At 70.3% G+C, this 26,557-nt stretch carries 30 protein-coding genes and 1 tRNA gene; 10 read left to right on the top strand and 21 right to left on the bottom strand.

All coding sequences use genetic code 11. From position 1 onward, the window contains the following. Window positions 1-88: 88 nt before the first annotated feature. Together QQK26_RS15840 and QQK26_RS15845 are read left to right on the top strand one after the other, a co-directional pair. Window positions 89-550 carry a hypothetical protein gene (locus QQK26_RS15840; RefSeq protein WP_284228864.1) on the top strand — a complete coding sequence of 154 codons (462 nt, stop codon included), beginning with the start codon at window positions 89-91 and terminating at the stop codon, window positions 548-550. A 16-nt stretch (window positions 551-566) separates the two neighbouring features. After that, complete coding sequence (locus QQK26_RS15845) at window positions 567-947, top strand: hypothetical protein (RefSeq protein WP_284235446.1); 381 nt, start codon at window positions 567-569, stop codon at window positions 945-947. A 608-nt stretch (window positions 948-1,555) separates the two neighbouring features. Here the strand turns inward: QQK26_RS15845 and QQK26_RS15855 are convergent. The 10 genes from QQK26_RS15855 to QQK26_RS15900 all read right to left on the bottom strand — a co-directional run bounded on the left by QQK26_RS15855 (window position 1,556) and on the right by QQK26_RS15900 (window position 9,911). Next, the gene (locus tag QQK26_RS15855) at window positions 1,556-1,984 is read right to left on the bottom strand and encodes a hypothetical protein (protein ID WP_284235436.1); all 429 of its coding nucleotides are present in this window, start codon (window positions 1,982-1,984) and stop codon (window positions 1,556-1,558) included. 160 nt (window positions 1,985-2,144) lie between these two features. Next, a complete protein-coding gene (locus QQK26_RS15860; RefSeq protein ID WP_284228857.1) occupies window positions 2,145-3,083 on the bottom strand; it encodes a tyrosine-type recombinase/integrase in 939 nt (312 codons plus the stop codon). A 599-nt stretch (window positions 3,084-3,682) separates the two neighbouring features. Further along, window positions 3,683-4,084, bottom strand: a complete 402-nt coding sequence (locus QQK26_RS15865; protein ID WP_284228855.1) for a hypothetical protein — start codon at window positions 4,082-4,084, stop codon at window positions 3,683-3,685. Next, window positions 4,077-4,640: a hypothetical protein gene (locus QQK26_RS15870; RefSeq protein ID WP_284228852.1), complete on the bottom strand. Its 564-nt coding sequence runs from the start codon at window positions 4,638-4,640 to the stop codon at window positions 4,077-4,079. The genes QQK26_RS15865 and QQK26_RS15870 overlap by 8 nt, the downstream gene beginning before the upstream one ends. 96 nt (window positions 4,641-4,736) lie before the next feature. After that, the gene (locus QQK26_RS15875; RefSeq protein ID WP_284228850.1) at window positions 4,737-5,147 is read right to left on the bottom strand and encodes a hypothetical protein; all 411 of its coding nucleotides are present in this window, start codon (window positions 5,145-5,147) and stop codon (window positions 4,737-4,739) included. Between the two features lie 622 nt (window positions 5,148-5,769). Further along, the gene (locus QQK26_RS15880; RefSeq protein ID WP_284235440.1) at window positions 5,770-6,135 is read right to left on the bottom strand and encodes a hypothetical protein; all 366 of its coding nucleotides are present in this window, start codon (window positions 6,133-6,135) and stop codon (window positions 5,770-5,772) included. Next, window positions 6,083-6,619, bottom strand: a complete 537-nt coding sequence (locus QQK26_RS15885) for a hypothetical protein (protein ID WP_284228846.1) — start codon at window positions 6,617-6,619, stop codon at window positions 6,083-6,085. Before QQK26_RS15885 ends, QQK26_RS15880 begins: the two co-directional genes overlap by 53 nt. 319 nt (window positions 6,620-6,938) lie before the next feature. Continuing rightward, complete coding sequence (locus tag QQK26_RS15890) at window positions 6,939-7,820, bottom strand: type II secretion system F family protein (RefSeq protein WP_284228844.1); 882 nt, start codon at window positions 7,818-7,820, stop codon at window positions 6,939-6,941. Between the two features lie 52 nt (window positions 7,821-7,872). Beyond that, entirely contained in the window at window positions 7,873-8,742 is an 870-nt protein-coding gene (locus tag QQK26_RS15895) for a type II secretion system F family protein (protein ID WP_284228842.1), read from the bottom strand. Continuing rightward, window positions 8,739-9,911, bottom strand: a complete 1,173-nt coding sequence (locus QQK26_RS15900) for a TadA family conjugal transfer-associated ATPase (protein WP_284228840.1) — start codon at window positions 9,909-9,911, stop codon at window positions 8,739-8,741. The genes QQK26_RS15895 and QQK26_RS15900 overlap by 4 nt, the downstream gene beginning before the upstream one ends. A gap of 197 nt (window positions 9,912-10,108) precedes the next feature. On the opposite strand from QQK26_RS15900, the gene QQK26_RS15905 reads away from it, so the two are divergent. The 5 genes from QQK26_RS15905 to QQK26_RS15925 all read left to right on the top strand — a co-directional run bounded on the left by QQK26_RS15905 (window position 10,109) and on the right by QQK26_RS15925 (window position 13,977). Continuing rightward, the gene (locus QQK26_RS15905; protein WP_284228838.1) at window positions 10,109-10,624 is read left to right on the top strand and encodes a putative glycolipid-binding domain-containing protein; all 516 of its coding nucleotides are present in this window, start codon (window positions 10,109-10,111) and stop codon (window positions 10,622-10,624) included. A gap of 9 nt (window positions 10,625-10,633) precedes the next feature. Next, on the top strand, window positions 10,634-11,578 hold the full coding sequence (locus QQK26_RS15910) for an endo alpha-1,4 polygalactosaminidase (RefSeq protein ID WP_348519969.1): 945 nt from the start codon (window positions 10,634-10,636) through the stop codon (window positions 11,576-11,578). Beyond that, a tRNA-Leu gene (locus tag QQK26_RS15915) sits at window positions 11,542-11,623 on the top strand. The genes QQK26_RS15910 and QQK26_RS15915 overlap by 37 nt, the downstream gene beginning before the upstream one ends. Before the next feature lie 32 nt (window positions 11,624-11,655). Further along, complete coding sequence (locus QQK26_RS15920) at window positions 11,656-12,552, top strand: DedA family protein (protein WP_284228835.1); 897 nt, start codon at window positions 11,656-11,658, stop codon at window positions 12,550-12,552. 498 nt (window positions 12,553-13,050) lie between these two features. Further along, window positions 13,051-13,977, top strand: coding sequence for a hypothetical protein (locus tag QQK26_RS15925; protein ID WP_284228833.1), 927 nt, complete (start codon window positions 13,051-13,053; stop codon window positions 13,975-13,977). Window positions 13,978-14,128: 151 nt separating this feature from the next. Here the strand turns inward: QQK26_RS15925 and QQK26_RS15930 are convergent, their stop codons facing one another. From QQK26_RS15930 to QQK26_RS15960, 7 genes are all read right to left on the bottom strand, one after another. Next, window positions 14,129-15,040 carry a cation diffusion facilitator family transporter gene (locus tag QQK26_RS15930; RefSeq protein WP_284228826.1) on the bottom strand — a complete coding sequence of 304 codons (912 nt, stop codon included), beginning with the start codon at window positions 15,038-15,040 and terminating at the stop codon, window positions 14,129-14,131. A gap of 125 nt (window positions 15,041-15,165) precedes the next feature. Beyond that, a complete protein-coding gene (locus tag QQK26_RS15935; protein WP_284234348.1) occupies window positions 15,166-15,837 on the bottom strand; it encodes a metal-dependent transcriptional regulator in 672 nt (223 codons plus the stop codon). Continuing rightward, the gene (locus tag QQK26_RS15940; protein WP_284228824.1) at window positions 15,834-16,760 is read right to left on the bottom strand and encodes a metal ABC transporter permease; all 927 of its coding nucleotides are present in this window, start codon (window positions 16,758-16,760) and stop codon (window positions 15,834-15,836) included. The genes QQK26_RS15935 and QQK26_RS15940 overlap by 4 nt, the downstream gene beginning before the upstream one ends. Further along, on the bottom strand, window positions 16,757-17,542 hold the full coding sequence (locus tag QQK26_RS15945; RefSeq protein WP_284234346.1) for a metal ABC transporter ATP-binding protein: 786 nt from the start codon (window positions 17,540-17,542) through the stop codon (window positions 16,757-16,759). The genes QQK26_RS15940 and QQK26_RS15945 overlap by 4 nt, the downstream gene beginning before the upstream one ends. Continuing rightward, window positions 17,539-18,465, bottom strand: coding sequence for a metal ABC transporter substrate-binding protein (locus tag QQK26_RS15950; protein WP_284228822.1), 927 nt, complete (start codon window positions 18,463-18,465; stop codon window positions 17,539-17,541). The genes QQK26_RS15945 and QQK26_RS15950 overlap by 4 nt, the downstream gene beginning before the upstream one ends. Window positions 18,466-18,664: 199 nt before the next feature. Beyond that, a complete protein-coding gene (locus tag QQK26_RS15955) occupies window positions 18,665-19,390 on the bottom strand; it encodes an ABC transporter permease (RefSeq protein WP_284228821.1) in 726 nt (241 codons plus the stop codon). Window positions 19,391-19,418: 28 nt separating this feature from the next. Then, the gene (locus tag QQK26_RS15960) at window positions 19,419-20,315 is read right to left on the bottom strand and encodes an ABC transporter ATP-binding protein (protein WP_284228820.1); all 897 of its coding nucleotides are present in this window, start codon (window positions 20,313-20,315) and stop codon (window positions 19,419-19,421) included. A 133-nt stretch (window positions 20,316-20,448) separates the two neighbouring features. Between QQK26_RS15960 and QQK26_RS15965 the strand changes: the two genes are divergently transcribed. Beyond that, window positions 20,449-21,597: a sensor histidine kinase gene (locus QQK26_RS15965; RefSeq protein WP_284228819.1), complete on the top strand. Its 1,149-nt coding sequence runs from the start codon at window positions 20,449-20,451 to the stop codon at window positions 21,595-21,597. Then, a complete protein-coding gene (locus QQK26_RS15970) occupies window positions 21,594-22,196 on the top strand; it encodes a response regulator transcription factor (RefSeq protein ID WP_284228818.1) in 603 nt (200 codons plus the stop codon). The genes QQK26_RS15965 and QQK26_RS15970 overlap by 4 nt, the downstream gene beginning before the upstream one ends. Window positions 22,197-22,256: 60 nt before the next feature. On the opposite strand, the gene rdgB is transcribed toward QQK26_RS15970, so the two are convergent. The 3 genes from rdgB to murI are packed head-to-tail and all read right to left on the bottom strand — an operon-like array spanning window position 22,257 to window position 24,451. Beyond that, the gene (gene rdgB / locus QQK26_RS15975) at window positions 22,257-22,847 is read right to left on the bottom strand and encodes an RdgB/HAM1 family non-canonical purine NTP pyrophosphatase (RefSeq protein WP_284228817.1); all 591 of its coding nucleotides are present in this window, start codon (window positions 22,845-22,847) and stop codon (window positions 22,257-22,259) included. Beyond that, window positions 22,844-23,575, bottom strand: coding sequence for a ribonuclease PH (rph, locus tag QQK26_RS15980; protein ID WP_284228816.1), 732 nt, complete (start codon window positions 23,573-23,575; stop codon window positions 22,844-22,846). The genes rdgB and rph overlap by 4 nt, the downstream gene beginning before the upstream one ends. A 45-nt stretch (window positions 23,576-23,620) precedes the next feature. Continuing rightward, window positions 23,621-24,451 (bottom strand): glutamate racemase, encoded by an 831-nt coding sequence (murI, locus tag QQK26_RS15985; RefSeq protein WP_284228815.1) that lies wholly within the window; start codon window positions 24,449-24,451, stop codon window positions 23,621-23,623. An 81-nt stretch (window positions 24,452-24,532) separates the two neighbouring features. Here murI and QQK26_RS15990 point away from each other — a divergent pair, with 81 nt between their 5' ends. Next, window positions 24,533-25,960, top strand: coding sequence for a nicotinate phosphoribosyltransferase (locus QQK26_RS15990; protein ID WP_284235442.1), 1,428 nt, complete (start codon window positions 24,533-24,535; stop codon window positions 25,958-25,960). A gap of 288 nt (window positions 25,961-26,248) precedes the next feature. Here QQK26_RS15990 and QQK26_RS15995 read toward each other — a convergent pair whose 3' ends face one another. Then, window positions 26,249-26,512 carry a DUF3039 domain-containing protein gene (locus tag QQK26_RS15995; RefSeq protein WP_284228813.1) on the bottom strand — a complete coding sequence of 88 codons (264 nt, stop codon included), beginning with the start codon at window positions 26,510-26,512 and terminating at the stop codon, window positions 26,249-26,251. Between the last annotated feature and the right edge of the window lie 45 nt (window positions 26,513-26,557).

The raw sequence follows: 26,557 nt of genomic DNA on the forward strand, positions 1-26,557 counted from the left end.
GGGGGTACGCATCGGTCAAGGCAAAACGGCATCCGCCATTGAGTGTGTCTGAATGGAACCAGCATCGTGCACAACGAGGAGGAAACCCGTGGATTACCCAGAGGCCCTAGCTCTATGGATTCAGACGGCTGCCGTCGTGGTTGCCGTAGGCGCTTCAGTCGTTGCTCTAATCGTGTCGTGGCGAGATCGAGTGAACTCCCGTCGCATCGCCGCGGAGGATCGGCGTGCCAGTATCGAGCAAGCCAAACTCATGCTGGACCTGGAAATGATGATCCGCCTTCTCCAGAACCGAAACCGTGGTGGATCAAGTGATCCTCAGGAGCGGAAGGTCATGGGCGCGGAGGCATTGACCCTGGTTGGACTCCTTGGCCGAGACCTCGTGCCTGAGCAGTGGGATCGGCAGGTAGGTCATGACGAGGAGGGGTTTCAGAAGTTTCTTGAGGACCCCGACTGGCCGGAGTGGAAGAAAGACGCCATCGAAGTCCAGATCGCAATGGACCGCACAGTCGCTCGGATTCGGGCGCTGAGCGAGCGGCCATCCACTGCCTGAGGGCTCGAAAGGTTCAATGTCTCAGGCGCCCTTTACCTTCGAGCTTGTGGAAGAACGCAAGGTACCCGGAAGCGAGGCGTGGACGCTGCATAACGAGAACGGCGACATGCTCGGCAAGATCGAGCGGCGGCGGATCGGGCGCGGACACACGATCTTTTGGATGGCGTATGGGGTGCATCCGGACGACGGGCGGATGATTCCGCTCGAACTCAGCGCAGATCGGGAGGAGCGGGTGCGCAAGGTTCTTGAGTTCCGGGCTGATCCCAAACGTTCACTTCGGATGGGGCTAGCTGTGATCGGCGGGCGTGAGCCCGATCCCAGTCGACGTAGGTCGCTGAGCGAGCCGTTCGTAGGCACTCGGTCGCGAGCGGTTGAAGCGCTCGACCGTGGCCGATAGCTTGACGTCGCCGAGCGCCGTCGCGAAGACGCGGTAGCAAGAGCCGTTATCGGTCATCACCGCGCTGACGGTGAACGCGGTCTCGAACAGAATCGTCCGTGTGCTGCTCGTAGACTCGAGTAGCTGTCGATCGCGTGATGCAGGAACGCGTAATGCCGGCCCGACCGTCGAGCACGCATGCGCGAGCGATATCGATGTGGACCAGCTCGTCGTCCATCGGACCGCAGCCTTGCGACGTGGCATCCGGTAGCGGGCCAGGACCCGCTCGACCGCGCGGATGCGCAGCCGATTGCGGACAACGTCAGCGCGACGATCGTCGATGGCGAACGATGCGGCGTTGAGGACCGGTCCGTCATCGCCTGACGCGGTCGCGGGCGAGCAGCACGGACCAGTCGACGATCACGGCGCGTCACGAAGGTCCGTGCGTCACATCGTCGGAGCGCGTCCCAGGGTACAGCTAGCTCCCGTCGTGCTCGGCCAAAGTTTTCTCGTACGCAGCACGCCCGAGTTGCACGGTCGGAATTTGGTTCGCCGTCTTCGGGCGGAGAACGGAGCTACCACTCCATGTCGCGATTGCAGCGCGTCCAGGGACAGCAGTCTCGGCCATCTCAAGCGCAGGCACGAGGTCCGTGTCTCGCGACATAGTCCGATTTCTTGACGAGCACCGCGCGGAAGAAGGACAGCGCAAGCAGCACGTCGATGCCCTTTTCCTCGGCGCGAGAGTTCGGCCAGTCCCGCGGATAGCGAAGAGCACGGGTGTAGACGTTGACTCGACCACTAGTCCATAGGCGGTTCTGTCTGCTCACATGACCGTTGAGCGCACCCTCTTTGCGAGGATCAGGGAGTCCCCGAAACACATCTACACGGCGAATCTCAAGAGGCTGAGCGAACTTGTTTTGCCACTCGACTTCGACTTGCGCGGCGAAACGGTCGGGGTGCACAAGGTAGTCCTCGGGCGGCGTCCCGTGGGGCTCGAACACGTCTCCAGCGCTGAAATGGAGATTCTGATAGTCGATCAGGAGCCAGCCGGTGCTCAAAACGTCCCCCAAAGAAAAAGGCCCCGCCAGTCCCGTTAGGGAGGGCGGGGAGCAATGGTCTGACTCTAGCACCACGTGTATATGGGATGTACACCCCAATGCACGCCCGACTGGCGTACGGCTGTTCCGGCGTGAAGATACGTACGACAGGCGTGCGACCTCAGGACAACACCGCCGCCAGGGTGTGAGCGCTCGACCGCTCCAGCCGGTTCCGGGCACGGTTGTACCGCTGCGTGGTTCGGGGGTCGGCGTGACCTAGCGAATCCTGGAGTTCGGCAAGAGGCATACCGGCGTCGAGCGCCAGCGTGGCGTGCGTGTGGCGGAGGCTGTGCGGGCTGAGCGCCCCTTCAATACCCGCGCCCTTAGCGAGCCGCTGTACCGTGCGGAAGGCTTCAGAGGGCGCCCACGACTTCCCGGTGCGGGTAGTGAAGAGCAGGGCATCGGCGGCGCTCGCCGCATCCGCGGTGGTGACCTCAGTGCCATGAGCCGTCCCTGTTCCCAGGTAGCCGCCGAGCGCGTCGAGCACCTGTGCCGGAAGCACGAGCAGAGCCCGCTTACCGCCCTTCCGGGTCACGCTAAGTACCCTGTGGCCCCCACTGTGCTTGAGGTCGCTCACGCGCGCTCCTAGGGCCTCAGAGACGCGAGCGCCGGTGAAGAGGAGCAGCGCCACGAGCGCGTGCGAGCGTGCGGAATCTTCTTTCGCAGCTTCGAGCAGCGCCATTGCCTGTGCACGGGTGAGGCCCTGCGTCTCAGAGTGGTCTGCATCGATCTTGGGGCGCTTGACGCGAACGACGGGGTTGGACGTCGCCGCCCCCTCATCCTGCGCATAGCGGTAAAACGCGCTCAGCGCAGAGAGCTTGCGGGCCACCGTGGCAGCGGACTGCTCTTCGATGCTGAGCCGGTAGAGGTCAACGTGAGGGCGCTCAGCTGCGAACAAGTCGACCCCGTGACCGTCCAGGAACTCGAGAAATGCCGTCAGGTCACGGCGGTACGCGCGGCGGGTGTTGTCGCTGGTCAGCGATGCGAGCCAAGCTCCGGCGAGAGCCCCGTGGCGTGTTGTGTTGCTCGTGATGTCGGTGGCCTGGACGCTCGCGCTCATAAACACACGATAACTGACATTATCGTGTGGCTCAAGTCATGCAGCGACTGCGGTCGCGTTACGAGCCCGAGATTCGGAAATCTCGGCATCAGTGCAACGAAAAAGGGCCGGGCCCCAGCAGAGGCCCGGCCCCGGGGGCTGAGGGAAGGAGAACCCAGCCACCACCGCGGACCCGAAGAAAATCCGCGCTCGCGGGCCGCCGCATGTAGGGGACGGAAGCGGCCCGCAAGATTAGATACCCTGCTGACCCTCACTCTCCGCGATCAAATCGGCAAGGACAGCAATAGGCACGACCGCGACGAGTCCGCCACGGCCACCCGCAGCGACGTGGCGACGCACTACAACGGCGGAGAAGTCTGCCCCGTCGCGCGTAACCTCCGCGGCGGAAGCGATAACGCCGGACACTGCAAGGTCGGCACGAGCGTTGATGCTCCACCGTTTCAGTCCCAAGATGTCCGGACGCACGGCGTTCTGCTCAGCTTCGGCGAGTAGCTCGGAGAGTTGACGGTCTGAACGGGCACGGACGTGTGCCGGAGCCCCGAAGGACCGCAACACGTCGGCGATGCGCTGCCGAAACGCCATAGGGGCCATGGGGGCACTCATCGCACGACCTGCCCTAGCGTGCGGGAGGTGACCGCGGGGCCGTACACCCTGTTGACTTCGGCTCGCGCAGCAAGCTGCTCTTCAAGCGTGGGATGCGCCCATGCCTCCAGCCGCGCCTGCTCGCGCGCTGTAGCCCAAGCTGCGTCCCCAGCGATCCAAGTCGGCACCCCCTCCGGCCATGCGCCGCGAGCGATCTTTAGCGACGCGGAGCCCTTCGCCAGCTCGGTTTCGAACCAAGACTGTCCGAGGCGGTCCCGAGAGAATTCCAGAATCTCGGCGGTGAGGGTCAGGGTCTCGCCGCGGTCGAACACCCGGCTTTGGCGCTGACCCAAATAGACGGTGATGGAGCGGAGGAAGTGAATCTCCGCACCTTCTAGAGGATGCTTCTTATCAGTCATGAGAGGGCTCCTTGCGTAGGGTAGTTAGCGCGCCTAGGTGGGCGACGTAGGCATCTAGAGAGGCGGCCTCGGCTTCGAGTCCGACCGTGCGGAGTTCGGGCGCGAGTAGGGCGGCGAGGGCCGGACTGGACCGCGTGGCGGTGGCGACTGCTCGGGCTAGCTGCTCGGCGTACGCCAGCTCTCCCGCAATACTCAGGTCATCGATGCCAAGCCTGTTCATGAGGGTGGCGATGATGTCTGAGGAAGTAGACGCGGCCCGGATAACCGTCCCGCTCGCACCAGTGCGCAATGCGGCACTCCGAACCCGCTCAAGGTCACGGAGGTTCTCGCTGAGCTTTTCGATGAGGTCAGAAGGCGACAAATCGTCTACATCGAGTCCGTCGCGGAAGAGCGGCAGCGAGAGGTGGTTCCGGACATGGCGGCGGACGGCAGACTCACTGACTCGGGCTTCAGCCGCGATGTCCACAACGCGAGCACCCGCAACGAGTCGGGCGTCTACGTTGTCGCGGTTTGCGAGCCCGCAGAGAGCGCATGGCCTGGCCATTTCGAACTCCATTCGATTCCGAGTAGAACGACTTATTCTCTACTACTACCTCTACTAGTACTATCGGCTTTCGGATTCCGGAAAAGTCGCTATATCGGCGCCATCCGGTCACGAACTCGTAACGGTCTCACTAGACTCCACATTCGCAATTCTGAGCAGCGCGTTCTTCTTGAGGCATCCACCTGCACCCCGGGTAACTACCCTCCGTTGTATAAGAAGATCCTCCAACTCACGCCATCGCTCAGCCGCATCGGCCTCTCCGGCTATGAAGGCGGCAAGGATGTCACCCGGGGACTGCGATGCGCCCTTGGCGGGCTTGAACCAGCCCTTGGACGCATAAGCCACCGCTGTCCGGGCATCCCTGTAGCTCCGGGCGTCCTGGCCGCTCTGCGAGGCTCCCACGCCCTCATGCTCCGCAGCGGCGAGCCAGTGCCGGATAGCCGCCTCGAGGAAGGCGTGGTTGGCTGCATCGGGCATCACCACAAAGTGGTCGTGCACGTGCCATCCGGCGTCCGTCATCGTAATTTCTGAATTTCGCGTCCAGCCTTGAGTTCGACTCGACAGCCATGATTTGCGCTGGAATCTTGCACGTACTCGCGATTGGTTATCCCATGCTTCAGCAAGGCTCGCCGAGCTCGCTGTAGTGAGGGTAAGCAGCAACGCGGGAGCGTTAGCTACATCACTGCCGTGGATGCCCCGTCGCGCCTTGGCCGCAAGGCGTCTAGCGCAGAAGGGGCACAGGGCGCATCTGCAGGGAAACCTGTCACTACACCGCTTGAGTCCCTGGAGTGTACTTTGCTCGAATAGGAAGTTCTGAAGCTCCCTGGTTAGCTGCAGTACAGGCTTAGGGGTATAACGAGTTCTGTCTTGATAATGAACAGGCTGGCCATAGAAGGATGCGGCCCAGTTAGCCCTAGATTCCGAGATAGACACGAATGCTCCGCGCGTACTGCAAGAGCCCATGTGCTAACTACACATGCCGTCCCAAAATTTGGGATTCCACCGTACAGAAGATTGGCCCACCAGGATGGTCCCGGCTTGAGAAGAGTACCTGGCAAGTACCAAATAGAGAAGCCCCCGAGCTCCACCAACCTGTGGCGACGCTCGAGGGCAGGCGTGTTTTGAAGTAAATACGCCTTACTTATGACGGGTTGGCGCGATGCCTTTCGATGGCCTCGAGCACTTCTGCTGTGAGTTTTGAGGACAGCCCGGACGCCGCTCCCTTCGCCAGGTTGTAGAGTTCCCGGAAGGAGTCATTCAGGTTCTCGAGGAAGTCTGCCGAGACAATCTCTAAGATCGGTCGCGAAGGTGTATCTTCCGAGAAGATTTGGAACCTGAAGGGCGAGAGACCGTCTTCATCACGAGATTTGATGTAGTAACCAAATTTTCCTGTTCGAGCGGTGTACTCTGTTGGCTCGATGGAGTCCTCCCAGTGCATCTCCCCTGAGCGAGTCTCACTGATCAGAGCGGCGAGAACCGAACCAACGTTTTCTTCTGTTGTTGCCACTTTCGGTCCCCTTCTGAAGAGTAGCTGAGAAACTTGCTGCTTCTAGAACTACTTTATCGATGCTTTGCCTTGCGGCGCGAACGGTTGGGATGATGTTGACTTTGGGCTTATCGTAAAGCTTCTGCTTCGCGTCACGGCAGGCTTCAACGCTCTCATTGATCAGGCCGACGAGAACAACGCCTTCATACACTGGGCTTGACGTGAGGTGTCCGTGAACCCTCTGGGCCCGACGCGCGTACTTTGCCAGCGCGATGCCAACTTTATCCGCGTCCTCGGATTTCACTGCAGAGTGAACAGCGTCTTCTAGAGCCTCAAGCTCCGGAAGCAGTACGAGCAAGTCGTTAGCGAGCAGCCTCGCACCGAGGAGGCGGGTGGACTCGACCGTCGCGTCCGCTGTGCGCACCAATTGCCATATGGCAATCCCGAACCCCAAAATCGCGACGAAGAGTTGTCCCGCGCCGAAATAATCCGCCGGATTCCACATCGCTATCGTTCGCCCCCAACCACCCGTGAAGCCTAGCCTGCGCCCGAGCCTCCATACACCTGCCTGTCATATGTGCTAGCCAATTTCAGACCAGCCGGGCACGTCGCCACGATCGTCGGCGGCGCGGCGGTGCACCGCGGCCGCGGCGAGCGCGGCTCGCGTTCGAAGGGTTCGCATGGTCGTTCCTCTCGTCGTGGTCGGTCGATCCGTGGTCGTGCGGCGCGAAGCGGTCGTGCGGCGCGAAGCGGTCGCTCGGCTCCCGGCCGCCTTCGTGGCCGCGGGCGCCGTGCCGGCCCGTCCCCGCATCCGCTCCCCCATCTCAGAAGCCCATCTGCAGCACGGCGAGGCCCGGGTACATCGCGAACACGACCGTGATGGGCAGGATGAGGAAGACGAGCGGCACGAGCATCGCGACCTCCTTGCGCCCGGCCGACTCGAGCAGCTCGCGCTTGCCGAGCTCGCGGGCGTCGTCGGCATGGGCGCGGAGCACCTCGATGAGCGGGGTGCCGCGCTCGAGGGCGACGACGAGCTGGTCGATGCAACGCTCCAGCACGGGCAGGCGCAGTCGGGCGCTCAGCTCGAGCAGGGCCTCGCTCAGCGGGCGACCGGCGGCGTGCTCGGCGAGGGCTCGGGAGAACTCGGCGGCCAGCTCGCCGCGGCCGACGCGGGCGAGGCGGCGCAGCGCATCCAGCACCCCCTCGCCCGCGGAGAGGCTGAGGGTGAGGAACTCGAGCGTCGTGGGCAGCTCCTCGGCCAGCCGGTCGAGGCGTGCGCGCGCCGCACGCGCCAGCAGCTGCTCCCGCACCAGCAGCGCGACGACGGCGCCGAGCGGGCTGAGGCCGAACGGCAGCAGGGGCGAGGCGCCGGCGGAGGCGAGCAGCAGGATGCCGAGCACGGCCCCGCCCACCCCGCCGCCGATGACGCAGAGCAGCTGCTGCGACCGGTAGGCGCGCAGGTCGAGGGAGCTGCCGGATTGGCTGAGCCGCCGAGCGATGGTCTCACCGCCGCCGAGCACCCGGTCGAGCAGGGTGCGACCGGCGTCGGCGATGGGCGCGAGCAGGAACCCGAGCACGGGCAGCGGGTCGGCGGGACGCCGTGCGAGCAGGCGGCGCGCCTCGGGCGACACGTCGACCACCGCCGGCGCGACCCGCAGCAGCAGGCGGGGCCGCGCAGCGGCGGCGCTAGGGAGGCGAGCGACCACGTCCCGAGCCCGAGGCCGATGCCGCAGAGCACCGCGAGCGCGAGCGGCAGCGTCATCGGAACCACCGCCGCTCCTCCGGCAGCCGTCCGAGACCGCGCATCACCCGGTACGCCAGCAGCGAGACGCCGACGCCGCCGACGATCACCGCGGCGCCCGTCGGGGTGTCGTAGGCCGCCGCGGCCTCGGGTCGGGAGACGAGCATGACGAGCACGATCCACGGCGCGGCGACGCCGAGCCGGGCGGCGTTGACGAGCCAGCCCTGCCGAGCCTCCAGTTCGCGGCGCACCGCAGCCTCGGCGCGCAGGGCGGCGGCGAGGCCGCGCAGCACGCTGGTCAGCTCGGTGCCGCCGACCTCGCGCGCCATGCGCAGCGTCTCGAGGATGCGGTCCGCGACGGGGTCCGCGAGCCGCGCCTTCGCGTCGTCGAGGCAACGGCCGACATCGCCGGTCGTCTCGTAGTCGTCGGCGAAGCGGATGAACACCGGCCGTACGGGCTCCGGCGCCACGTCGCCGAGACGCGCGATCGCCTCGGGCAGCGTGCTGCCCGCGCGTACCGCGGAGACGAGCAGGTCGACCACGTCGGGCCAGTGCTCACGGCCGGAGCGCCGCCGGCTGCGCGCCCGCGAGCCGAGCAGCAGGAAGGGCAGCACGAGCGCCACGGCGCCGAGCACGAGGCCCAGCGCGGGCACCGGCAGCAGCGCGGCGCCCAGCACCGTCGTGGCGAGGGCGACGAGCAGCACGACCAGCAGGAAGACCGGGGCGGAGACGGAGGCGAGGCCCGCCTGCACGAGGCGGTCGCGGAGCAGGCGCAGCGGGCCGGGTTCGCGGCGGCGCTCGCGCGTCGCGCGCGGCCAGAGCTTCGGCGCCGCGAGCAGCAGCACACCGGCGCCGAGCAGCGCCCCCAGCAGGATCGGCCCGGTCACCGGGTCACCGCCCGGGCCGGCGATGCAGCGGGGGACGGCGCCGCATCCGCTTCGTAGACCGTGCGCACCGCGATCGTCGCCCCCTCGACGCCCATCGGCGCGACGACCTCGCGGATGCGGCGCCGCCCGTCCGGGAGCAGCTCGCAGTGCACGACGAGGTCGAGGCTGGCGGCCACGGTCGGCAGGATGAAGCCGGCGTCGATGTTGCGCCCGGCCAGCAGCGGCAGCGTGCAGAGCTTGGCGAGGGCATCGCGGGCGCTGTTGGCGTGCAGCGTGCACATGCCGGGCAGGCCGGCGTTGAGCGCGAGCAGCAGGTCGAGCGCCTCGGCGTCGCGCACCTCGCCCACGACGATGCGGTCGGGCCGCATGCGCAGCGCCTCCTTGACGAGGCGGCGCAACGTCACCTCGCCGGTGCCCTCGAGGCTCGGCTGCCGGCACTGCATGGCCACGACGTCGCGGGCCTCGATCGCGAGCTCGAAGGTCTCCTCGACCGTGACGATGCGATCGCTCGGCGCGCTCTCGCCGAGCAGCGCCGCCAGCGTCGTCGTCTTGCCGGCCTGCGTCGCGCCGGTGACCAGGATGCTGCGCCCGGCGCGCACCGCGTCGCGCAGCACCTCGGCGAGCGCCGCGTCGAGCGACCCGAGCTCGACGAGCCGCTGCAGCGAGCGGATGCGCTGCGGGAAGCGGCGGATGTTGACGGACCACTCGCGCGTGATGTCCGGGATCGTGACGTGGAGCCGCGAGCCGTCCGGCAGCGACGCGTCCACGAACGGGCTCGAGAGGTCGACGCGGCGACCGGAGGTCTGCAGCATCCGCTCGACGAGGTCGCGGATCTCGATCTGCGAGAGCCGGATGCCGGTGGACTCGGAGACGCCGTTCCTCGCGGCGAAGACCTTGTCGACGCCGTTGATCCAGATCTCCTCGACCGAGGGGTCGTCGAACAGCGGCTGCAGCGGTCCGTGGCCGGTCAGCTGGGCGAGCACCTGCCGCGCGGTGCCGGGCTCGTCGCCGAGCAGCGGGCCGTCGCCGGCGAGCGCGCGCTCCGCGTAGCGGCGCACCTCCTCGCGCACGAGGGAGCCCGCGGCCTCCGGACGGACGGCGAGATCGACGCCGTCGCGTCGCAGGCGCTCGCGCACCCGATCGGTGATGACGGCGACGGCGGTGGGCATGCGGTCATGGTCGTTCGCCGCGGATCGGCGGGCCTGCGTTATCCACAGGGCGCAGTGTTCTCCACCGTCCGGCGCTCCGAGCGTCCGCACATCCGCCGCTGGCTACTCTCGTCTCCCGGGGGTCGATGTCATGTCCCCCGGCGTCGGCCCCCACCCTCGTTCATCCGCTGATCAGCGTCGATGCGTAGCGTTCGGGCATGACCGTCGTAGCGTGGCGCGGCACCGATCCCGCGAGCATCGAGCGTCTGGCGCTCCGCAGCGAACCGGAGCGGATCCGGGCCGAGTCCACGCTCGAGTCCGGCGGTCGGCGCATCCGCTACAGCCTCGAGCTGTCGCCCCTGTGGTGGTTCCGCAGCCTGCTGCTGCGCCACGGCGAGCGGGAGCTGCGACTGGAGCGCTCGCACTGCACCTGGCGGGTCGACGGCGAGCGCCGCGACGATCTGGCGGCGGCCGTCGACATCGACCTGGCCCTGTCGCCGTTCACCAACACGCTGCCGATCCGGCGGCTGCGGCTGCCCGTCGGGGCGAGCGCCGAGATCGTCACCGCCTACGTCTCCCCCGACCTCGCCGTGCAACCCGACGGGCAGCGGTACACCCGCCTCGATGCCCGCCGCTACCGGTACGAGGCGCTCGACGGGGGCTTCGAGCGCGAGATCGAGGTCGACGACGAGGGGCTCGTCGTGGACTACCCGGGGCTGTTCGAGCGAGCCTAGGCTCATCCCGTGCCCCGCATCCGCCCGCTCGCCGCCGTCGCCGTCACGGCCCTGCTGCTGAGCGGATGCGCCGCGCAGCCGGACGACGGCTTCCCCGCCGGCGCGGCCCCCGACTACCAGCTCGGCGGCGCCTACGACCCCGACCCCGCGGTCGGTATCGTCGGCCGCGACCGGTCCGCGGAACCCGCGGAGGGCGCCTACTCGGTCTGCTACGTCAACGGCTTCCAGACCCAGCCCGGCGAGCTCGAGCAGTGGCCCGACGAGCTGCTGCTGCAGCGGGACGGCGAGACCGTCTTCGACCCCGACTGGCCGGACGAGGCGCTGCTCGACACGAGCACGGCCGAGGGCCGCGACGCGATCGTCGACCTCGTCGGCCCGTGGATCGAGGGCTGCGCCGAGGACGGCTTCGACGCGGTCGAGTTCGACAACCTCGACACGTTCACGCGCTCGGACGACGCGCTGACCGTGGACGACAACCTGGCGCTCGCATCCGCCCTCGTCGACATCGCGCACGGCGCGGGGCTCGCCGCGGGCCAGAAGAACGCGGCGGAGCTGACCGAGCGGATGCACGACGAGGCCGGCTTCGACTTCGCCGTCGTCGAGGAGTGCGCGGCCTTCGACGAGTGCCGTGCCTACACCGACGTCTACGGCGACGCGGTCATCGACATCGAGTACACGGATGCGCTGCCGCGCCCTTCGAGGAGATCTGCGACGATCCGGCCACGCCGGCCTCGGTGGTGCTGCGCGATCGCGATCTCACGGTGCCCGGCGACCCGGCGCACGTGTTCCAGCTCTGCGGCTGAGGCGGGCCGGGAGGACGCTGGCGGGCGACGGCCCGACTGGTCCGGGGCGCCGTCCTGCGTCATCCCGCGGTCGGACGAGGCTGCACGGCGCCCGCGGATACACTGGGCACACCCGCGGGAGTGGTGGAATCGGCAGACACGCAGGATTTAGGTTCCTGTGCTCCAGGGCGTGAGGGTTCGAGTCCCTCCTTCCGCACCGATCGAACCTCCCCGCATCCGCTCGCCGCGATGGCGGAGGAGGCCCGCACACCCTGCCGCGGCTTCGTGGCCCCGCATCAGGAGACCCCCGTGGAGACGCTCGCCGCAGGCCTGTTCGACGTGGAGGGCCTGATCTCCGGCGCCGGCACCTGGGGCCTGCTCGTCGTGTGCGCCATCGTGTTCGTCGAGACCGGGCTGCTCATCGGCTTCCTGCTGCCGGGCGACACCCTGCTGCTGGTGACGGGGGTGCTCACCTTCCAGGGCACGATTCCGCAGCCCGTGTGGCTGGTGTGCCTGGCCGTCTTCGCCGCAGCGGTGCTCGGCGACCAGCTGGGGTACCTGATCGGCGTCAAGAGCGGCCCGGCGATCTTCGAGCGCAAGTCGAGCGGCTTCTTCTCGCGCCGCAGCGTCGAGCGCACCAACGCCTTCTTCGAGCGATACGGGGGCCTCGCGGTCACGATCGCGCGCTTCGTGCCGGTTGCCCGCACCATCGCGCCGGTCGCCGCGGGCGTCGGCCGGATGCCGTACCGCAAGTTCCTCTTCTTCAACGTGCTGGGCGCACTGGTCTGGGGCGTCGGGCTCGTCATGGTCGGCTGGGGCGTGGCCCATATCCCCGGAGTCGCGGACCTCGTCACGCACTACATCGAGTACGTGCTCATCGGGCTGGTCGTCATCGTCGTGGCGAGCATGGTCGTGCACTGGCTGAAGGAGCGGCGCGAGCGCCAGGAGGAGGAGGATGCCGGGGCGCCCGGCGCCGAGTCGGCGCCGACCGGTGCGCCCGGGGGTCCCGGCACCGAGTCGGGGGCGATCGGTGCGCCCGCTGCGCCCGGCACCGGGTCGGAGTCGACCGGTGCGCCGCATAGGTCGCCGTCGATCGAGCACGGCTCGCTCGACGAGCACGGCCCGGAGCCGCGACGCCGCGGCTGACGCGCCACCTCGGCTGACGCGATGCCGCGGCAGCGCGCCGACGCGCTGTGGCCACCACGGCCGCGCCTCCCCGTGAAGGAGTACGCGAACGTCCCAGTCGTAGCGGCATCCGTACGACCGTGTCGCACCGGTACTGCATGACACGGGCACTGCATGACACCGGCGCTGCACGACACGGGCACTGCATGACACGGGCACTGCATGACACGGGCACTGTATGACGCGGGCGCTGTATGACGCGGGCGCTGTATGACGCGGGCGCTGAGGCACCCCGAGCGGATGCGAGCCGCGTGCGCGGTGCGCTCCTCTCACGGCGCTCGCCGGGCCACCGGCGATGCCACGCCGTCGGCGCAGTACGCGGACGACTGCGCCGTACCGGTGCCGATACCGCCGTGACGCTCCGGTGCTCCATCCCTCCACATCGGGCGCAACGGGAGCTCCCAGCACGGGTCTCCCGGGCGGTCACCGTGGCCGCGACGCGGCCGGCATCGTCGACGGATGCAGATCGACCCGCGACTCATCATCATCGGCCGCTCCCCGGGATCGGACCCTCGCGGCTTGCAGCGCGCGCAGCAGCGCGGCGCGCTCGTGCGCATCCGCCCCGGCGCCTACATCGCGCGACGGGACTGGGAGCTCGTGAACCCCAGGGAGCGGTTCGCCCTCCGCACCCACGCGCTGGTCGCGACCGTGCCGGAGGCGGTGCTGAGCCATCGCTCGGCAGCCGTCGCGCACGGTCTGCCGCTCATCGGGCCGATGCCGGAGCGCCCCGAGGTCGTGGAGCGACGCACGGTCCGCTCGCGTTCGACCGCCGCGGTCCTGCGCCATACCAGCAGCGGAACCGTCGACGTCGTGCGGGTCGGGGCGGCGCTCGCCACGCCCATCGGACGCACCCTCGTGGATCTCGCTGCGACGTCGCCGTTCCGTTTCGCGCTGGCACCCCTCGATGAGGCGCTGCGCCGCGGCTGGTCGCGCGAGGCGTTGTCGGCCGAACTGGATGCCGCTGCGCCCCGTGCGCATCGCCGTGCGCAGCTCGCCATCAGCTGGGCCGACGGCCACGCCGCGAACGCGGGCGAGTCGACGAGTCGAGCCACGCTGCTCGAGCTCGGCTTCCCGGCGCCGCTGCTGCAGGTGCCGGCCATCGGCACGCCGTACGCGACGGACTTCGGCTGGCCCCGCTGGCGTCGGCGGGGCGAGTTCGACGGTCTGGAGAAGTACCGCGCCGCGGAGTTCCGCAAGGGGCGCACGCCCGCCGAGGTGGTCATCGATGAGAAGCTCCGCGAAGACGCGATCCGTGCCGCCACCGGTGATGCGTTCATCCGCTGGATCTGGAGCGACGTGATGCGCGTGGAGCCCCTGAGGCTGGCCATGCTGCGCGCCGGCATCCCCCAGGGGCGCTGGCGTGCGCAGCCGCGGGCCATCGAGTAGCCGTATCCGACCGACCAAGACGTAGGAGTCTCGATACTCCCGTGTCGCTCGCGTGCTGCACTGCGCAACGAGGAGCAGCTGCCGGGGAGCAGAGGAGCGGCGGCCGGGAGCAGAGGAGCGGCACCGGCGAGGGCCACGAGGAGCGCACCGATCAGCGGTGCGCGACGTCCTCGTGGTGGGCGTGCGAGGCCGGCTCGAGCTGGAACGTGGAGTGCGCCACGTCGAAGTGCTCGGCCAGGCAGCCGGCGAGTCGGTCGAGCAGCGCATCGGTGCCGCCCGACTCGAGCACCGAGTCCTCGACCACGACGTGCGCGGTGAACACCGGGTGCCCCGAGGTGATCGCCCACACGTGCACGTCGTGCACCGCCACGACGCCGTCGGCGCGGAGCACGTGCTCGCGGATCTCGGCGACGCTCGTCTCGCGCGGAGCGCTCTCGCTGAGCACGTGGACGACCTCGCGCAGCAGCGCGATGGCGCGGGGCAGGATGAGGGCCGCGATGGCGAGCGAGGCGATGGCGTCGGTGGGCGCCCATCCGGTCGTCAGGATGACGGCGCCGGCGAGGATCGCCGCGACGGAGCCGATCAGGTCGCCGAGCACCTCGAGGTAGGCACCGCGCAGGTTGATGGACTCGCCGCGGCCGCCGCGCAGCACGAGCAGCGCCGCGACGTTCGCCAGCAGGCCCGCCGCGGCGACCGCGAGCATGAGCGGGCCGTCGACGTGGCCCTCAGCCGGCTCCAGGAGCCGGCGCACGCCCTCGATGCCCACGCTCACCGCGACGGCGGCGAGGATGACGCCGTTCACCAGGGCGCCGAACACCTCGGCGCGGCGGAAGCCGAAGGTCTGCCGATCCGTGGCCGGCCGAGCGGCGACCGACAGCGCGACGAGCGCGACGCAGAGCCCGACGAGGTCGCCGAGCATGTGGCCGGCGTCGGCGAGCAGCGCCAGCGAACCGCTCAGCAGGGCGCCGATGACCTCGATGAGCAGGAACCCGCCGATGACCGCGATCGCGAGCAGCAGGCGCCGCCGGTTCGATCCCTGACCGTGCTCGTGCGCGTGACTCATGCGACCACCGTAGGGCGCATCCGTCACCCGTGGGGCATCTCGGGAATGAGAACGATCCTCGCTCTGATCGGCGCTTTCACGCACAGCGGATGCCCACCGCCGACACCTGCGCGATCGGATGCGCGTCAGCGCGCGATCCACACGCTGGACGCGACCTCCTCGCCGAGGTCGAGCTCCGCCTCCGCTGCGCGCACGGCCAGCGCTCCGCCGAACGGGCGCCTGCCGAGCACCGAGATGGTCGTGTCGAGCCCGATGCCCTCCGCCTCCAGGTAGCGCAGCAGGTCGGGGTCGCGGTCGCTGATGCGCACGACCGCCCCGACGTGGCCGTCGGGAGCCTCGCCGAGCAGCACGGCGTCCGGTCGGTGCAGGGCTCCGGCCGCGTCGGGGATCGGGTCGCCGTGCGGATCGCGCACGGGCCGGCCGAGCTGCTCGTCGATCGAGTCGAGCAGCCGGTCGCTGACGGTGTGCTCCAGCACCTCGGCCTCGTCGTGCACCTCGTCCCAGCCGTAGCCGTGCTGCTCGACGAGCCACGTCTCGATCAGACGGTGCCGGCGCACCATGCGCAGCGCGAGCTCGCGGCCGCGATCGGTGAGCTCGACGGCGCCGTAGGGCACGTGGGTGAGCAGGCCGGCCGCGGCGAGCTTCTTGACCATCTCCGTGACGCTCGAGGCCGCGAGCCCGAGTCGCACCGCGATGCCCGAGGTCGTGATGGGCGCCGGCTGCCACTCGGTGTGCCCGTAGACGACCTTCACATAGTCCTCGGCGACCGAGGTGGGCGCCCCGGCGACGGCCTTCACGGCGCGACTCCGTCGAGACGAGCGGATGCGCCGCCGGCCGGCAGCGGACCGGCTCCGGAGGGCGGCGCCGTCGCCGCCCGCGCCCGCCGCCGCCCGCGCAACCGCACGAGCATCCCGCCGCGCGGACCGAACAGGAACGCGAGCAGGAACGCCGCGGCCTGCGCGAGCACGATCGACCCGCCGGTCGCGACGTCGAGGTGGTAGCTGGCGTAGACGCCGACGGCGGCGCTCACCGCCGTGATGAGCACGGCCAGCAGCAGCATGCGGTCGAAACGCCGGCTGAGCAGCACGACCGTGGCGCCCGGCGTGATGAGCATCGCCACCACGAGGATGATGCCCACGGCCTGCAGCGCCGTGACGACCGTGAGCGCCAGCAGGCCCAGGAGCAGTGCGCGCAGCCACCGCACGCTGAGCCCCAGCGCATGCGCGTGCGAGGGATCGAAGGCGAACAGCGTCAGGTCGCGGCGTTTGAGCAGCAGCACCGCGGCCGTGACCGCACCGATGATCAGCACCTGCACGAGGTCCGCGGCGCTGGTGCCGAGCACGTTGCCGAAGAGGATGTGGCTCAGATCGACGCCCGACGGCGTGCGGCTGATGAGCACCACGCCGAGCGCGAAGAGCGCGGTGAAGACGACGCCGATCGCCGCATCCGCCTTGATCCGCGTCGTCGCCTGGATGCCGCCGATCAGGGCCACCGCCCCGACGCCGAACACGAAGGCGCCGATCGCGAACGGCCAGCCGATGAGGTAGGCGATGACCACCCCGGGCAGCACGGCGTGCGACACCGCGTCGCCCATGAGCGACCAGCCGATCTGCACGAGCCAGACGCTGAGCAGGGCGCAGGTGACCGCCGCGACGAGGCTGACCAGGAGCGCGCGTGTCATGAACGAGTACTGCAGCGGCTCGAGGATGAGGTCGATCATGCGGGCTCCCCCGATCGGTCGAGCGGATGCGCGGAGGCGGCGGGCGGGGCGTGCGCCGCATCCGGCGCGTCCGGCCCCACGAAGGCGTGCGCGAGCCGCTCGGGGGCCATGGCCGACGCCGGGTCGCCGTGGAAGACGACGCGGTGGTGCAGCAGCACCACCTCGTCGCAGAGGGCGGGCACGCCGGCGAGGTCGTGGGTCGAGATCAGCACGGTGCGGCCCTCGTCGCGCAGCTCGTGCAGCAGCTGTGTGATGAGCGCCTGCGAGGTGACGTCGACGCCGGCGAAGGGCTCGTCGAGCAGCAGCAGGCGGGCGTCCTGCGCGATGCCGCGGGCGACGAAGGCGCGCTTGCGCTGCCCGCCGGAGAGCTCGCCGATCTGCCGGTCGGCCAGCTCCGCGAGTCCGACGCGCGCGATCGCCGACTCCACGGCGTCGCGGTCCGCTGCGCGCAGCCGTCGCGTGATGCCGAGGCGGCCGTAGCGGCCCATCGCCACGACGTCGCGCACCGAGACCGGGAAGTCGGTGTCGATCCGCTCGCTCTGCGGCACGAAGGCGACGAGCCCGCGGCGGCGGGCGTCGGACGAGGCGCCGCCCAGCACTTCGACACGCCCGCGGGTGGGGGCGACGAGACCCATGACGGAGTTGAAGAGCGTCGACTTGCCGGCACCGTTGGTGCCGAGCAGCCCGATCACGCGGCCCTCCTCGAGCCGCAGGTCGACCGCGCTCAACGCGAGCACCTCGCCGTAGTGCACGGTGAGGTCGGCGACCACCACGGCGCTCACGCGAGCGCCGCCACGATGGTGTCGATGTCGTGCTCGAGCAGGTCGAGCAGTGTGGGCACGGGGGCGCCCTCGCTGAGCGAGTCCACGTACAGCGGTCCCGCCAGGACCGCCCCGGTCTCGAGCGCCACCTGGCGCTGCGCGGCGTCGCTGACGGTCGACTCGCAGAACACGGCGCGCACCCCGCGCTCGCGCACCGTGTCGACGACCGCGGCGGTCTGCTGCGGAGTGCCCTGACGCTCCTGATTCACCGCCCAGAGGTACGCCTCGTCGAGGCCGGCGTCGCGCGCGAGGTAGCTGAAGGCGCCCTCGCAGGTGACGAGCATCCGCTGCTCCGGCGGGATCGTGGCGACGGCGTCGACGATCCTCGCCTCGAGCTCCGCGAGGGAGGCCTGGTACGCCTCGCCGTTCTCCTCGAAGGAGCGAGCGGATGCGGGCACCAGCGCCGAGAGGGCATCCACCGCGTTGTCGACGTAGACGGCGGCCTCCTTCGGCGACATCCAGGCGTGCGGATTGACCCGCCCCTCGTACTCGCCGGTGCCGATCGCGATGGTCTCGACGCCGTCGCTGAGCGTCGCGTGCGGCGCATCGATGCCGTCCGTGAACTGCGCGAACCAGCCTTCCAGGCCCAGGCCGTTGTCCAGGATGAGGTCCGCGTCCTGCGCCGCGACGAGGTCGGAGGGCGTCGGTTCGTAGCCGTGGATCTCGGCGCCGACCCGCGTGATGGAGCGCACCTCGACGGCATCGCCGCCGATCTCGGCGACGAGGTCGGCGAGCACCGTGAAGGTGGTCAGCACCACCGGGCGCTCGGCGGCGTCGGAGGCGGTCGGCGGTGCCCCGTCGGCGAACGGGTTCGCGCATCCGCTCAGCAGCAGACCAGCGGTGAGCACCGCCGCGAGGGACGTCGACGATCGAAGTTTCGGCATACCGAAACCTTAGACCACGGCAGCACGACAGTAGCCCCGGATCCGTGCCCGGCCACGGACTGCGGACGGACGGCCTGGCGGCCGACATGGCAGAGGGCCCCGCCGAGACGGGGCCCGGTGCCGATCGGCCCGGCAGGAGCGACCGCGCTCGGTCGCTCCCGCCGGGCGTGCGCCGCGGGGCGGCGGCGCACCGGATCGCTCAGACCCGCGGCTCCCAGCGGAACATCCGCCGCGCCGCGACGAGGCCGATGACCGCCCAGAGCACCGCTCCGCCGAGCGGGGCCAGGAGCTCGCCCACCGGTGCGCCGCTCCAGCCCAGCCCGACGAGCTCGGCCACGCCGCCGCCGGGCAGGAAGGCGCGCACCAGGCCGAAGACCGAGCCCGGCTCCTCGATCCGCGAGCCGATGCCCGCCCACACGGAGGCCGCGATGGCGATGAAGAAGACCGGCAGCGTGGTGACCTGGGCGTGCTCCGGCGAGTTCGTCACGCCGGCGGTCGCGAGCGCGAGACCGACGAACATGACGACCGCGAGCAGGATCGCCGCGATCACGACGACGGGGTTCGCGATGGTCGTGCCGCCGAACACCACCATGCCGGTGAGGATCACCGCGAGCTGCACCGCGGCGAGCACGACGGTGGGCAGCAGCAGCCCGGTGATGATGCCGAGATCGCTCTCGGCGGTGGAGCGCATCCGCTTCAGGAAGAGGTTCTGGCGGCGCGCGGAGAGCGTCGTCGTCGACGTCAGGTAGACCGCGGTCGCGACCACGCTGATGACCAGGGACGAGGCGGCGAAGGCGAAGCCGCCGAAGTTGTCGCTCATGTTGATCATGAGGAAGCCGAACAGGAACGGCATGAGCAGGGCGCTGAAGGCGACGAGCTTGTTGCGCACGAGCATCTTGGACTCGGCGGCGGCGATGGCGAGCATCAGGTTCTCCTTGTCGGGTTCGGGGGTGTCAGGCGTTCGCGGGCTGCGCGGTGCCGAGCTGACGGAAGACGTCCTCCAGGCTCGAGCTGGTGGCGCTGAGGCGGTCGAGTCGCACGCCCCGGGCGGCGGCCCAGCCGAGCAGGGCGGTGAGGTCGTCCTGCAGCTCGGAGGTCTCGATGGTCACGAGCTCGTCGTCGAGGCGGTGCGCGAGCGGCAGCTCCGCCAGCCCTTCGACGGGCGCGAAGCGGATGCGGGAGGGATGCGCCTCCACGAGCTCCTGCAGCGAGCCCTCCCGCTGCAGACGGCCCTCGTGCATGAGCCCGATGCGGTCGGCGTGGCGCTCCGCCTCCTCCAGGTAGTGGGTGGTGAGCACGATCGTGCTGCCGGCCCGGCGCACGTCCTCCACGACCTGCCAGAGCGCCTCGCGGGCGCTCGGGTCGAGGCCGGTGGTCGGCTCGTCGAGGAAGACCAGCTCGGGGGTGCCGTAGATGGCCATGACGAAGTCGACCCGGCGCTTCTGCCCGCCGGAGAGCTGATCGAGGCGGGTGCGCGCCTTGTCGGCCAGTCCGACGGCCTGCAGCAGGCGCATCGCGTCATCGCTGCGCCCCGAGAGCCGGCCCACCAGCTCGACCATCTCGATCGTGGTGAGCTCGCCGGCGAAACCCGTCTCCTGCAGCATCACGCCCATGCGCGGGCGGATGCGCTTGCGGTCGGCGGGGTCGCCGCCGAGCACCTCGACGGTGCCGGCGCTCGGCGCGCGGTGGCCCTCGAGCGTCTCGAGGGTCGTGGTCTTGCCGGCGCCGTTGGTGCCGAGCAGCGCGTAGATCTCGCCGCGCTGCACGGTGAGGTCGACGCCGCTGACGGCCTCGAAGGAGCCGTAGGAGACGCGGAGGCCGGTGGCCTGGATCACGGTGGAGTTCGTCATGGCTCCGATCCAACGCCGGAGGACGGCGGCGCAGTAGTGCCCGGCGAGCACGCATCCGCGTGACGGATGTCACATCGCGGCGTGCGCATCCGCTCTGCTCCGTGCCGTGCGGCCGCGCTAGCGTGGACGCGTGATGAGGACCAAGCGCGTGAAGCGGCGGGCGTCGCCGCTGACCCGGATGCACCGGTACACCACGTGGTCGCTGCTGAGCTCGATCCTCATGCTCATGTTCGTCGGCCTCGGCTGGTTCGACAACCCCGGCCTGCTGCTCACGAGCCTCGCCTTCAGCGTGCTCGCCACGGTCGTGCTGGCGCTCTACTGGGCCGAGCAGGGCCCGCGCTGGATCGTGCCGACCATGACCGCCGCCGGCTATGCGCTCTGGTGGGTGTCGGTGCTCTGCCTCACGAACCCGCTGGGAGCCCTGCCCTTCGCGCTCGGCGCCGGCATGCTCGTCTCGTACGCCCCGCGGCACCGGCTGTGGTGGGCGCTGCTCGCCTGCGCGATCGGCTGGGCGCCCCTCGTCATCGTCCGGGCGCTCGGGGTCGACCTCGACGGGCCGCCCACCATGGGCGCCGCGGTCGAGAACGGGCCCGGCTTCGGCTTGGGGCTCGGCGTCGGCACGATCTTCGCGTTCGTGCTCATGATGTGGCTCAACCGCTACGCCTGGAACATCTCCCTCGAGCTCGAGGACTCGCGCCAGGCCACCGCGAGCCTGGCCGTCATGCAGGAGCGCTTCCGCTTCGCCGCCGACCTGCACGACATCCAGGGCCACACCCTGCACGTCATCCGGCTCAAGGCGCGCCTCGCCGACCGGCTACTCGAGCGCGACCCCGCTGCCGCTCGGCAGCACCTCGCCGAGATCGAGGGGCTGGTGGCCGAGACGCTCGCCGAGACACGCTCGCTCGCCTACGGCCAGCGGGAGGTGTCGCTGCGCGCCGAGCTCGCGAACTCGCAGGCGCTGTTCGAGGCCGCGGGCATCCGCTTCACCGTGCACGGCGCACCGCCCGAGGAGGGCGAGGAGCTGCTCGGCCTCGTCGTGCGCGAGGGCACGACGAACATCCTGCGGCACGCGCAGGCCAGCAGGGTCGACGTGCGCTTCGGCGACCGGCGCATCCTGCTCAGCAACGATGGGGCGGCGGATGCGGAGCCGAAGCTGCGCGGGCTGGCCCGCCTCGGCGAGCGCTTCCGCGACGCGGGCGGCGCACTGCAGGCCTCGGTGAACAAGGGCGTCTTCACGACCGAGGCGAGCCTCGCCGGCAGCCGCGAGGCGGTGCGCGCATGATCCGGGTGCTGCTCGCCGACGACGAGAACCTGCTGCGCGGTGCCATCGGCGCCCTGCTGGAGCTGGAGGGCCAGATCGAGGTCGTCGCCCAGGCCGACAACGGAGCGGATGCGGTCGCCCTCGACGCCGAGCACCGACCGGATGTCGTGCTGCTCGACATGGAGATGCCGCGAATGGACGGCATCGAGGCGACCACCCGCATCCTGCAGGCGTTCCCGGACCGCGCGATCGTGCTGCTCACCCGGCACGGGCGGCCGGGCCTGCTCAAGCGGGCCCTCGGCGCGGGCGTGCGCGGCTTCGTGTCGAAGTCGATCGACCCGGCGCAGCTCGCCGAGGTCGTCGAGCGCGTGCACGGCGGCCAGCGCTACATCGACAGCGAGATCTCCGCGGCGGCGATGATGGACGACTGCCCGCTCACCGAGCGCGAGCTCGACGCGCTGCGGCTCACCGTGGAGGGCTACTCGGTACGCGAGATCGGCGCGCGCCTGCACCTCGCGGGCGGCACCGTGCGCAACTACCTCTCGAGCGCGATGGGCAAGACGGGCACCAGCTCACGACACCAGGCGGCGCGGGTCGCCCGCGAGCGCAGCTGGCTCTGAGCCGGCGGGGCGAGCGACCGCGCCCGGCCACGCGCCGCAGGGGGCGGCGCGCAGGAGCGCTCAGCCGAGCAGCTCGCGCAGGGTCGGCAGCAGGGCGCTGAACGCCTGCGTGCGGTGCGAGACCGCGTTCTTCTCGGCGGCGGTCATCTCGGCGGCCGAGATCGCGGAGCCCTCGGGGCGGAAGATCGGGTCGTAGCCGTGCCCGCCCGCACCGGTGCGCTCGCGCAGGATGCTCCCGCGCCAGCGCGACTCCTCCACGTGCTCGCGGCCGTCGGGCAGCACGAGCGCCGCCGCGCAGGCGAACTGCGCGCCGCGATGCTCGTCGGCCACGTCGGCGAGCTGCCAGAGCAGCAGTTCCAGGTTCGCGTCGGCGTCGCGCGCCGGGCCGCCCCAGCGCGCCGAGAAGATGCCGGGCGAGCCGCCCAGCACGTCGACGCAGATGCCCGAGTCGTCGGCGAGGGCCGGCAGCCCGGTGTGCGCCGCCGCGGCGCGGGCCTTGATGAACGCGTTCGCCGTGAAGCTCAGCCCGTCCTCGACCGGGGCGGGGCCGTCGTAGGCGACGAGCTCGATGCCGCCGAGCTGCGGGCCGAGGATCTCGCCCAGCTCGCGCACCTTGTGCTGGTTGTGCGTGGCGAGCACGACGGTGCTCACTGCTCGAGCACCTCGGCCTGGATGCGGGCCAGCTCGGCGTTGCCGACGGTGCCGAGCTCGAGCAGCGCGTTCAGCTCCTCGCGGTCGAAGGGCGCGCCCTCGGCCGTGCCCTGCACCTCGATGAAGAGACCGCGGCCGGTCATGACGACGTTCATGTCGGTCTCCGCGCGCACGTCCTCGGTGTAGGCGAGGTCGAGCATCGGCGTGCCATCGATGATGCCGACGGAGACCGCCTGGATGCTGTCGACGATCGCCTGCGCCTTCTGCCCGATGAACTTCTTCTCGCGGCCCCACTCGATGGCGTCGACGAGCGCGACGAAGGCGCCGGTGATCGCGGCGGTGCGGGTGCCGCCGTCCGCCTGCAGCACGTCGCAGTCGATGACGATGGTGTTCTCGCCGAGCGCCTTCATGTCGACGGCGGCGCGCAGGCTGCGGCCGATGAGCCGGCTGATCTCGTGGGTGCGGCCGCCGACCTTGCCCTTGATGCTCTCGCGCTGCATCCGCTCGTTCGTCGATCGCGGCAGCATCGAGTACTCGGCCGTCACCCAGCCCTTGCCCTTGCCGGCCATCCAGCGCGGCACGCCGTTCGTGAAGCTGGCGGTGCACAGCACCTTCGTGCCGCCGAAGCTGATGAGCGCGCTGCCCTCGGCCTGGGCGCTCCAGCCGCGCTCGATCGTGATGGGGCGCAGCTGGTCGTTGCTGCGGCCGTCGACGCGGGTCTCGCTCATGGGGGTGCTCCTTCTCGAGGGGATGGACGGATGCGGAGGGTCGGGTCAGGCGCGCAGGTCGCGCGGCAGGGCGATCGCGCCGGTCTCCACCAGCGACACCGTGTTCACCTCGGGGCCGAGGAAGCGGTGCGCGAGGCGCAGGAACTCGTCCTCGCTCTCGCCGGTGGCGCGGAAGCGGTAGGTCGGCGGCGTCGAGGCGGTGCGCTCGATGCGGCGGTCGGCGAGCACGCGGTACACATCGTTGGCGGTCTCGACGTCGCTCGAGACGAGCGTCACGTCCTCACCCATCACGTAGGAGATCGCGCCCTTGAGGTAGGGGTAGTGCGTGCAGCCGAGCACGAGGGTGTCGACGTCGGCGGCGCGCAGCGGTGCCAGGTACTCCTCGGCGGCGGCGAGCAGCTCGGGCCCGCTCGTGACGCCGGCCTCCACGAACTCGACGAAGCGCGGGCAGGCGTTCGAGAAGAGCTCGAGGTGCGGGGCGGCGGCGAAGGCGTCGTCGTAGGCGCGCGAGCCGATGGTGCCGGCGGTCGCGATCACGCCGACCCGCCCGTTGCGGGTGGTCTTCACGGCGCGGCGCACGGCGGGCTGGATGACCTCGACGACGGGCACGTCGTAGCGCTCGCGCGCGTCGCGCAGCATGGCGGCGCTGGCGGTGTTGCAGGCGATGACGAGCAGCTTCACGCCCTGGGCGACGAGGTCGTCGAGCACCTCGAGCGCGTAGCGGCGCACCTCGGCGATGGGCTTCGGCCCGTACGGCGAGTGCGCGGTGTCGCCGACGTAGAGGATGCTCTCGTTCGGCCGCTGGTCGATGATCGCCCGGGCGACCGTCAGGCCGCCCACTCCCGAGTCGAAGACTCCGATCGGCGCATCGTTCACGGGGGTCGAGTCTAGTGCGGGGCGCCTGGCCGTCCCGCCCGGATGGGATGGGCCCCCGGCGCGGATGGCTAGGCTGGCGCGGTGACCGGCACGACCGCTTTCCTCACCGACCGCTACGAGCTGACGATGGTCGATGCCGCCCTGCGCGCCGGCACCGCGCACCGCCGCAGCGTCTTCGAGGTGTTCGCCCGCTCGCTGCCGAACGGTCGCCGCTACGGCGTCGTCGCCGGGACCGGCCGCATGCTCGACGCGATCCGCGACTTCCGCTTCGGCGACGAGGAGCTCGGTTGGCTGGAGCGCGAGAACGTCGTCACGCCGGCGACCCTCGCCTGGCTCGCCGACTACCGCTTCACCGGCACGGTGCACGGCTACCGCGAGGGCGAGCCCTTCTTCCCGAACTCCCCCATCCTCGTGCTCGAGGGCGGCTTCGCCGAGACGGTGCTGCTCGAGACGGTGATCCTCAGCATCCTCAACCACGACAGCGCGGTCGCCGCCGCCGCGGCACGGATGGTGTCGGTCGCCGACGGCCGCCCGCTCAGCGAGATGGGCTCGCGCCGCACGGGCGAGGTCTCCGCCGTGGCCGCATCGCGCGCCGCGTACATCGCCGGCTTCTCGGCGACCAGCAACCTCGAGGCCGGTCGCGCCTGGGGCGTGCCCACCATGGGCACCGCGGCGCACGCCTTCACGCTGCTGCACGACAGCGAGGAGCAGGCGTTCCGCGCCCAGGTCGAGGCGCTCGGCCCCGGCACCACGCTGCTGGTCGACACCTACGACGTGCGCCAGGGCGTCGAGACCGCCGTGCGCGTCGCCGGCACCGGCCTCGGCGCGGTGCGCCTCGACAGCGGCGACCTGCCCGCGCTCGTCGCCGAGGTGCGCGCCCAGCTCGACGGGCTCGGCGCCACCGGCACCCGTATCACCGTCACCAACGACCTCGACGAGGCGACCATCGGCGCGCTCCGCGCCGCCCCCGTCGATTCCTACGGCGTGGGCACGTCGCTCGTGACGGGCTCGGGAGCCCCGACCGCGGGCATGGTCTACAAGCTGGTCGCGCACGTCGACGACGACGGCGCCTGGGTGCCCGTGGCGAAGCGCAGCGCCTCGAAGGCCAGCGTCGGCGGGCGCAAGCGCGCCTGGCGGCAGACGGATGCGCGGGGCACCGCCATCGCCGAGATCGTGCGCACCCGGGGGCTGCCGCCCGAGCGCGCCCGCGAGCTGCTCGTGCCGCTCGTCGTCGATGGCGCCGTCGACGAGCGCTGGACCGGCCCGGCGGGCGTCACGGCGGCCCGCGCCCACCACGCCTACGCGATGGGCGAGCTCCCCGCGAGGCGCTGCGCATCGGCCGCAGCGACGAGGCCGGCATCCCCACCCTCATCGACTGACGCACCCCGATCCCCGCTGCTCGCCGCCAAGCTGCTCCCCGCCTCCGCACTCTGCTCCCAGCCCCCAGCCCCCAGCCCCCAGCTTCCCGGCCCCCAGCTTCCCGGCCCCCAGCTCCCCTGTGCCAAATGACGGAACTGTCGGGCGCTCGATCGGCGGCAACAAGCCTTAGGGCTTGATTTCGAGCACTTCCGGGCTGGATGAGGCGTGCATCCGCTCGAATCTCCGTCATTTGGGAACTGGTGCCGGTTTGCCAGCTGGGCGAGCGGATGCGCGGCGCGCGGATGCGCGGCGCCCGTGCCGCGGACGCGGCCGGGGGCGCGGCTGGTTCCCGGGCCCGCCCGAAGCCGGGCCGAATGCGCCGCCCCGGAATGACGAAGGGCCCCGCCGCGGCGGAGCCCTTCGTGGTGCGGCCGAGTGCTACTCGGCCTTCATCTTCTCGTAGACCTTCTTGCAGGCCGGGCAGACCGGGAACTTCTCCGGGTCGCGCCCCGGGGTCCACTTCTTGCCGCAGAGCGCGCGCACCGGCTTGCCGGTCATCGCGGACTCGAGGATCTTGTCCTTCGGCACGTAGTGCGAGAAGCGCTCGTGGTCGCCCGGCTCGATGGCCTCCTGGTTCAGGAGCTCCTCGAGCTCGCGGTCCAGGACGTCGGTGCCACCGCCGGTCGGCTCGTTGCTGCTCATGCCCTCGATGATAAGCCTCGGCGCCCGCGCACGGCGGGGACGGCG

It is taken from the genome of Arenivirga flava (genome assembly GCF_030161575.1).
Classification (GTDB): Bacteria; Actinomycetota; Actinomycetes; order Actinomycetales; family Microbacteriaceae; genus Arenivirga; species Arenivirga flava.

What these genes read in the sequence shown, in the direction of transcription:
- QQK26_RS15930 (WP_284228826.1), bottom strand. Translation starts at nt 15,040, where the DNA reads ATGAGTCACGCGCACGAGCACGGTCAGGGATCGAACCGGCGGCGCCTG.
- QQK26_RS15900 (WP_284228840.1), bottom strand. Translation starts at nt 9,911, where the DNA reads ATGCCCACCGCCGTCGCCGTCATCACCGATCGGGTGCGCGAGCGCCTG.
- QQK26_RS15970 (WP_284228818.1), top strand. Translation starts at nt 21,594, where the DNA reads ATGATCCGGGTGCTGCTCGCCGACGACGAGAACCTGCTGCGCGGTGCC.
- QQK26_RS15995 (WP_284228813.1), bottom strand. Translation starts at nt 26,512, where the DNA reads ATGAGCAGCAACGAGCCGACCGGCGGTGGCACCGACGTCCTGGACCGC.
- QQK26_RS15905 (WP_284228838.1), top strand. Translation starts at nt 10,109, where the DNA reads ATGACCGTCGTAGCGTGGCGCGGCACCGATCCCGCGAGCATCGAGCGT.
- QQK26_RS15960 (WP_284228820.1), bottom strand. Translation starts at nt 20,315, where the DNA reads ATGACGAACTCCACCGTGATCCAGGCCACCGGCCTCCGCGTCTCCTAC.
- QQK26_RS15965 (WP_284228819.1), top strand. Translation starts at nt 20,449, where the DNA reads ATGAGGACCAAGCGCGTGAAGCGGCGGGCGTCGCCGCTGACCCGGATG.
- QQK26_RS15870 (WP_284228852.1), bottom strand. Translation starts at nt 4,640, where the DNA reads ATGGAGTTCGAAATGGCCAGGCCATGCGCTCTCTGCGGGCTCGCAAAC.
- QQK26_RS15875 (WP_284228850.1), bottom strand. Translation starts at nt 5,147, where the DNA reads ATGACGGACGCCGGATGGCACGTGCACGACCACTTTGTGGTGATGCCC.
- QQK26_RS15920 (WP_284228835.1), top strand. Translation starts at nt 11,656, where the DNA reads ATGGCGGAGGAGGCCCGCACACCCTGCCGCGGCTTCGTGGCCCCGCAT.
- QQK26_RS15925 (WP_284228833.1), top strand. Translation starts at nt 13,051, where the DNA reads ATGCAGATCGACCCGCGACTCATCATCATCGGCCGCTCCCCGGGATCG.
- QQK26_RS15845 (WP_284235446.1), top strand. Translation starts at nt 567, where the DNA reads ATGTCTCAGGCGCCCTTTACCTTCGAGCTTGTGGAAGAACGCAAGGTA.
- QQK26_RS15955 (WP_284228821.1), bottom strand. Translation starts at nt 19,390, where the DNA reads ATGCTCGCCATCGCCGCCGCCGAGTCCAAGATGCTCGTGCGCAACAAG.
- QQK26_RS15865 (WP_284228855.1), bottom strand. Translation starts at nt 4,084, where the DNA reads ATGACTGATAAGAAGCATCCTCTAGAAGGTGCGGAGATTCACTTCCTC.
- rph (WP_284228816.1), bottom strand. Translation starts at nt 23,575, where the DNA reads ATGAGCGAGACCCGCGTCGACGGCCGCAGCAACGACCAGCTGCGCCCC.
- QQK26_RS15950 (WP_284228822.1), bottom strand. Translation starts at nt 18,465, where the DNA reads ATGCCGAAACTTCGATCGTCGACGTCCCTCGCGGCGGTGCTCACCGCT.
- QQK26_RS15940 (WP_284228824.1), bottom strand. Translation starts at nt 16,760, where the DNA reads ATGATCGACCTCATCCTCGAGCCGCTGCAGTACTCGTTCATGACACGC.
- QQK26_RS15885 (WP_284228846.1), bottom strand. Translation starts at nt 6,619, where the DNA reads ATGTGGAATCCGGCGGATTATTTCGGCGCGGGACAACTCTTCGTCGCG.
- QQK26_RS15860 (WP_284228857.1), bottom strand. Translation starts at nt 3,083, where the DNA reads ATGAGCGCGAGCGTCCAGGCCACCGACATCACGAGCAACACAACACGC.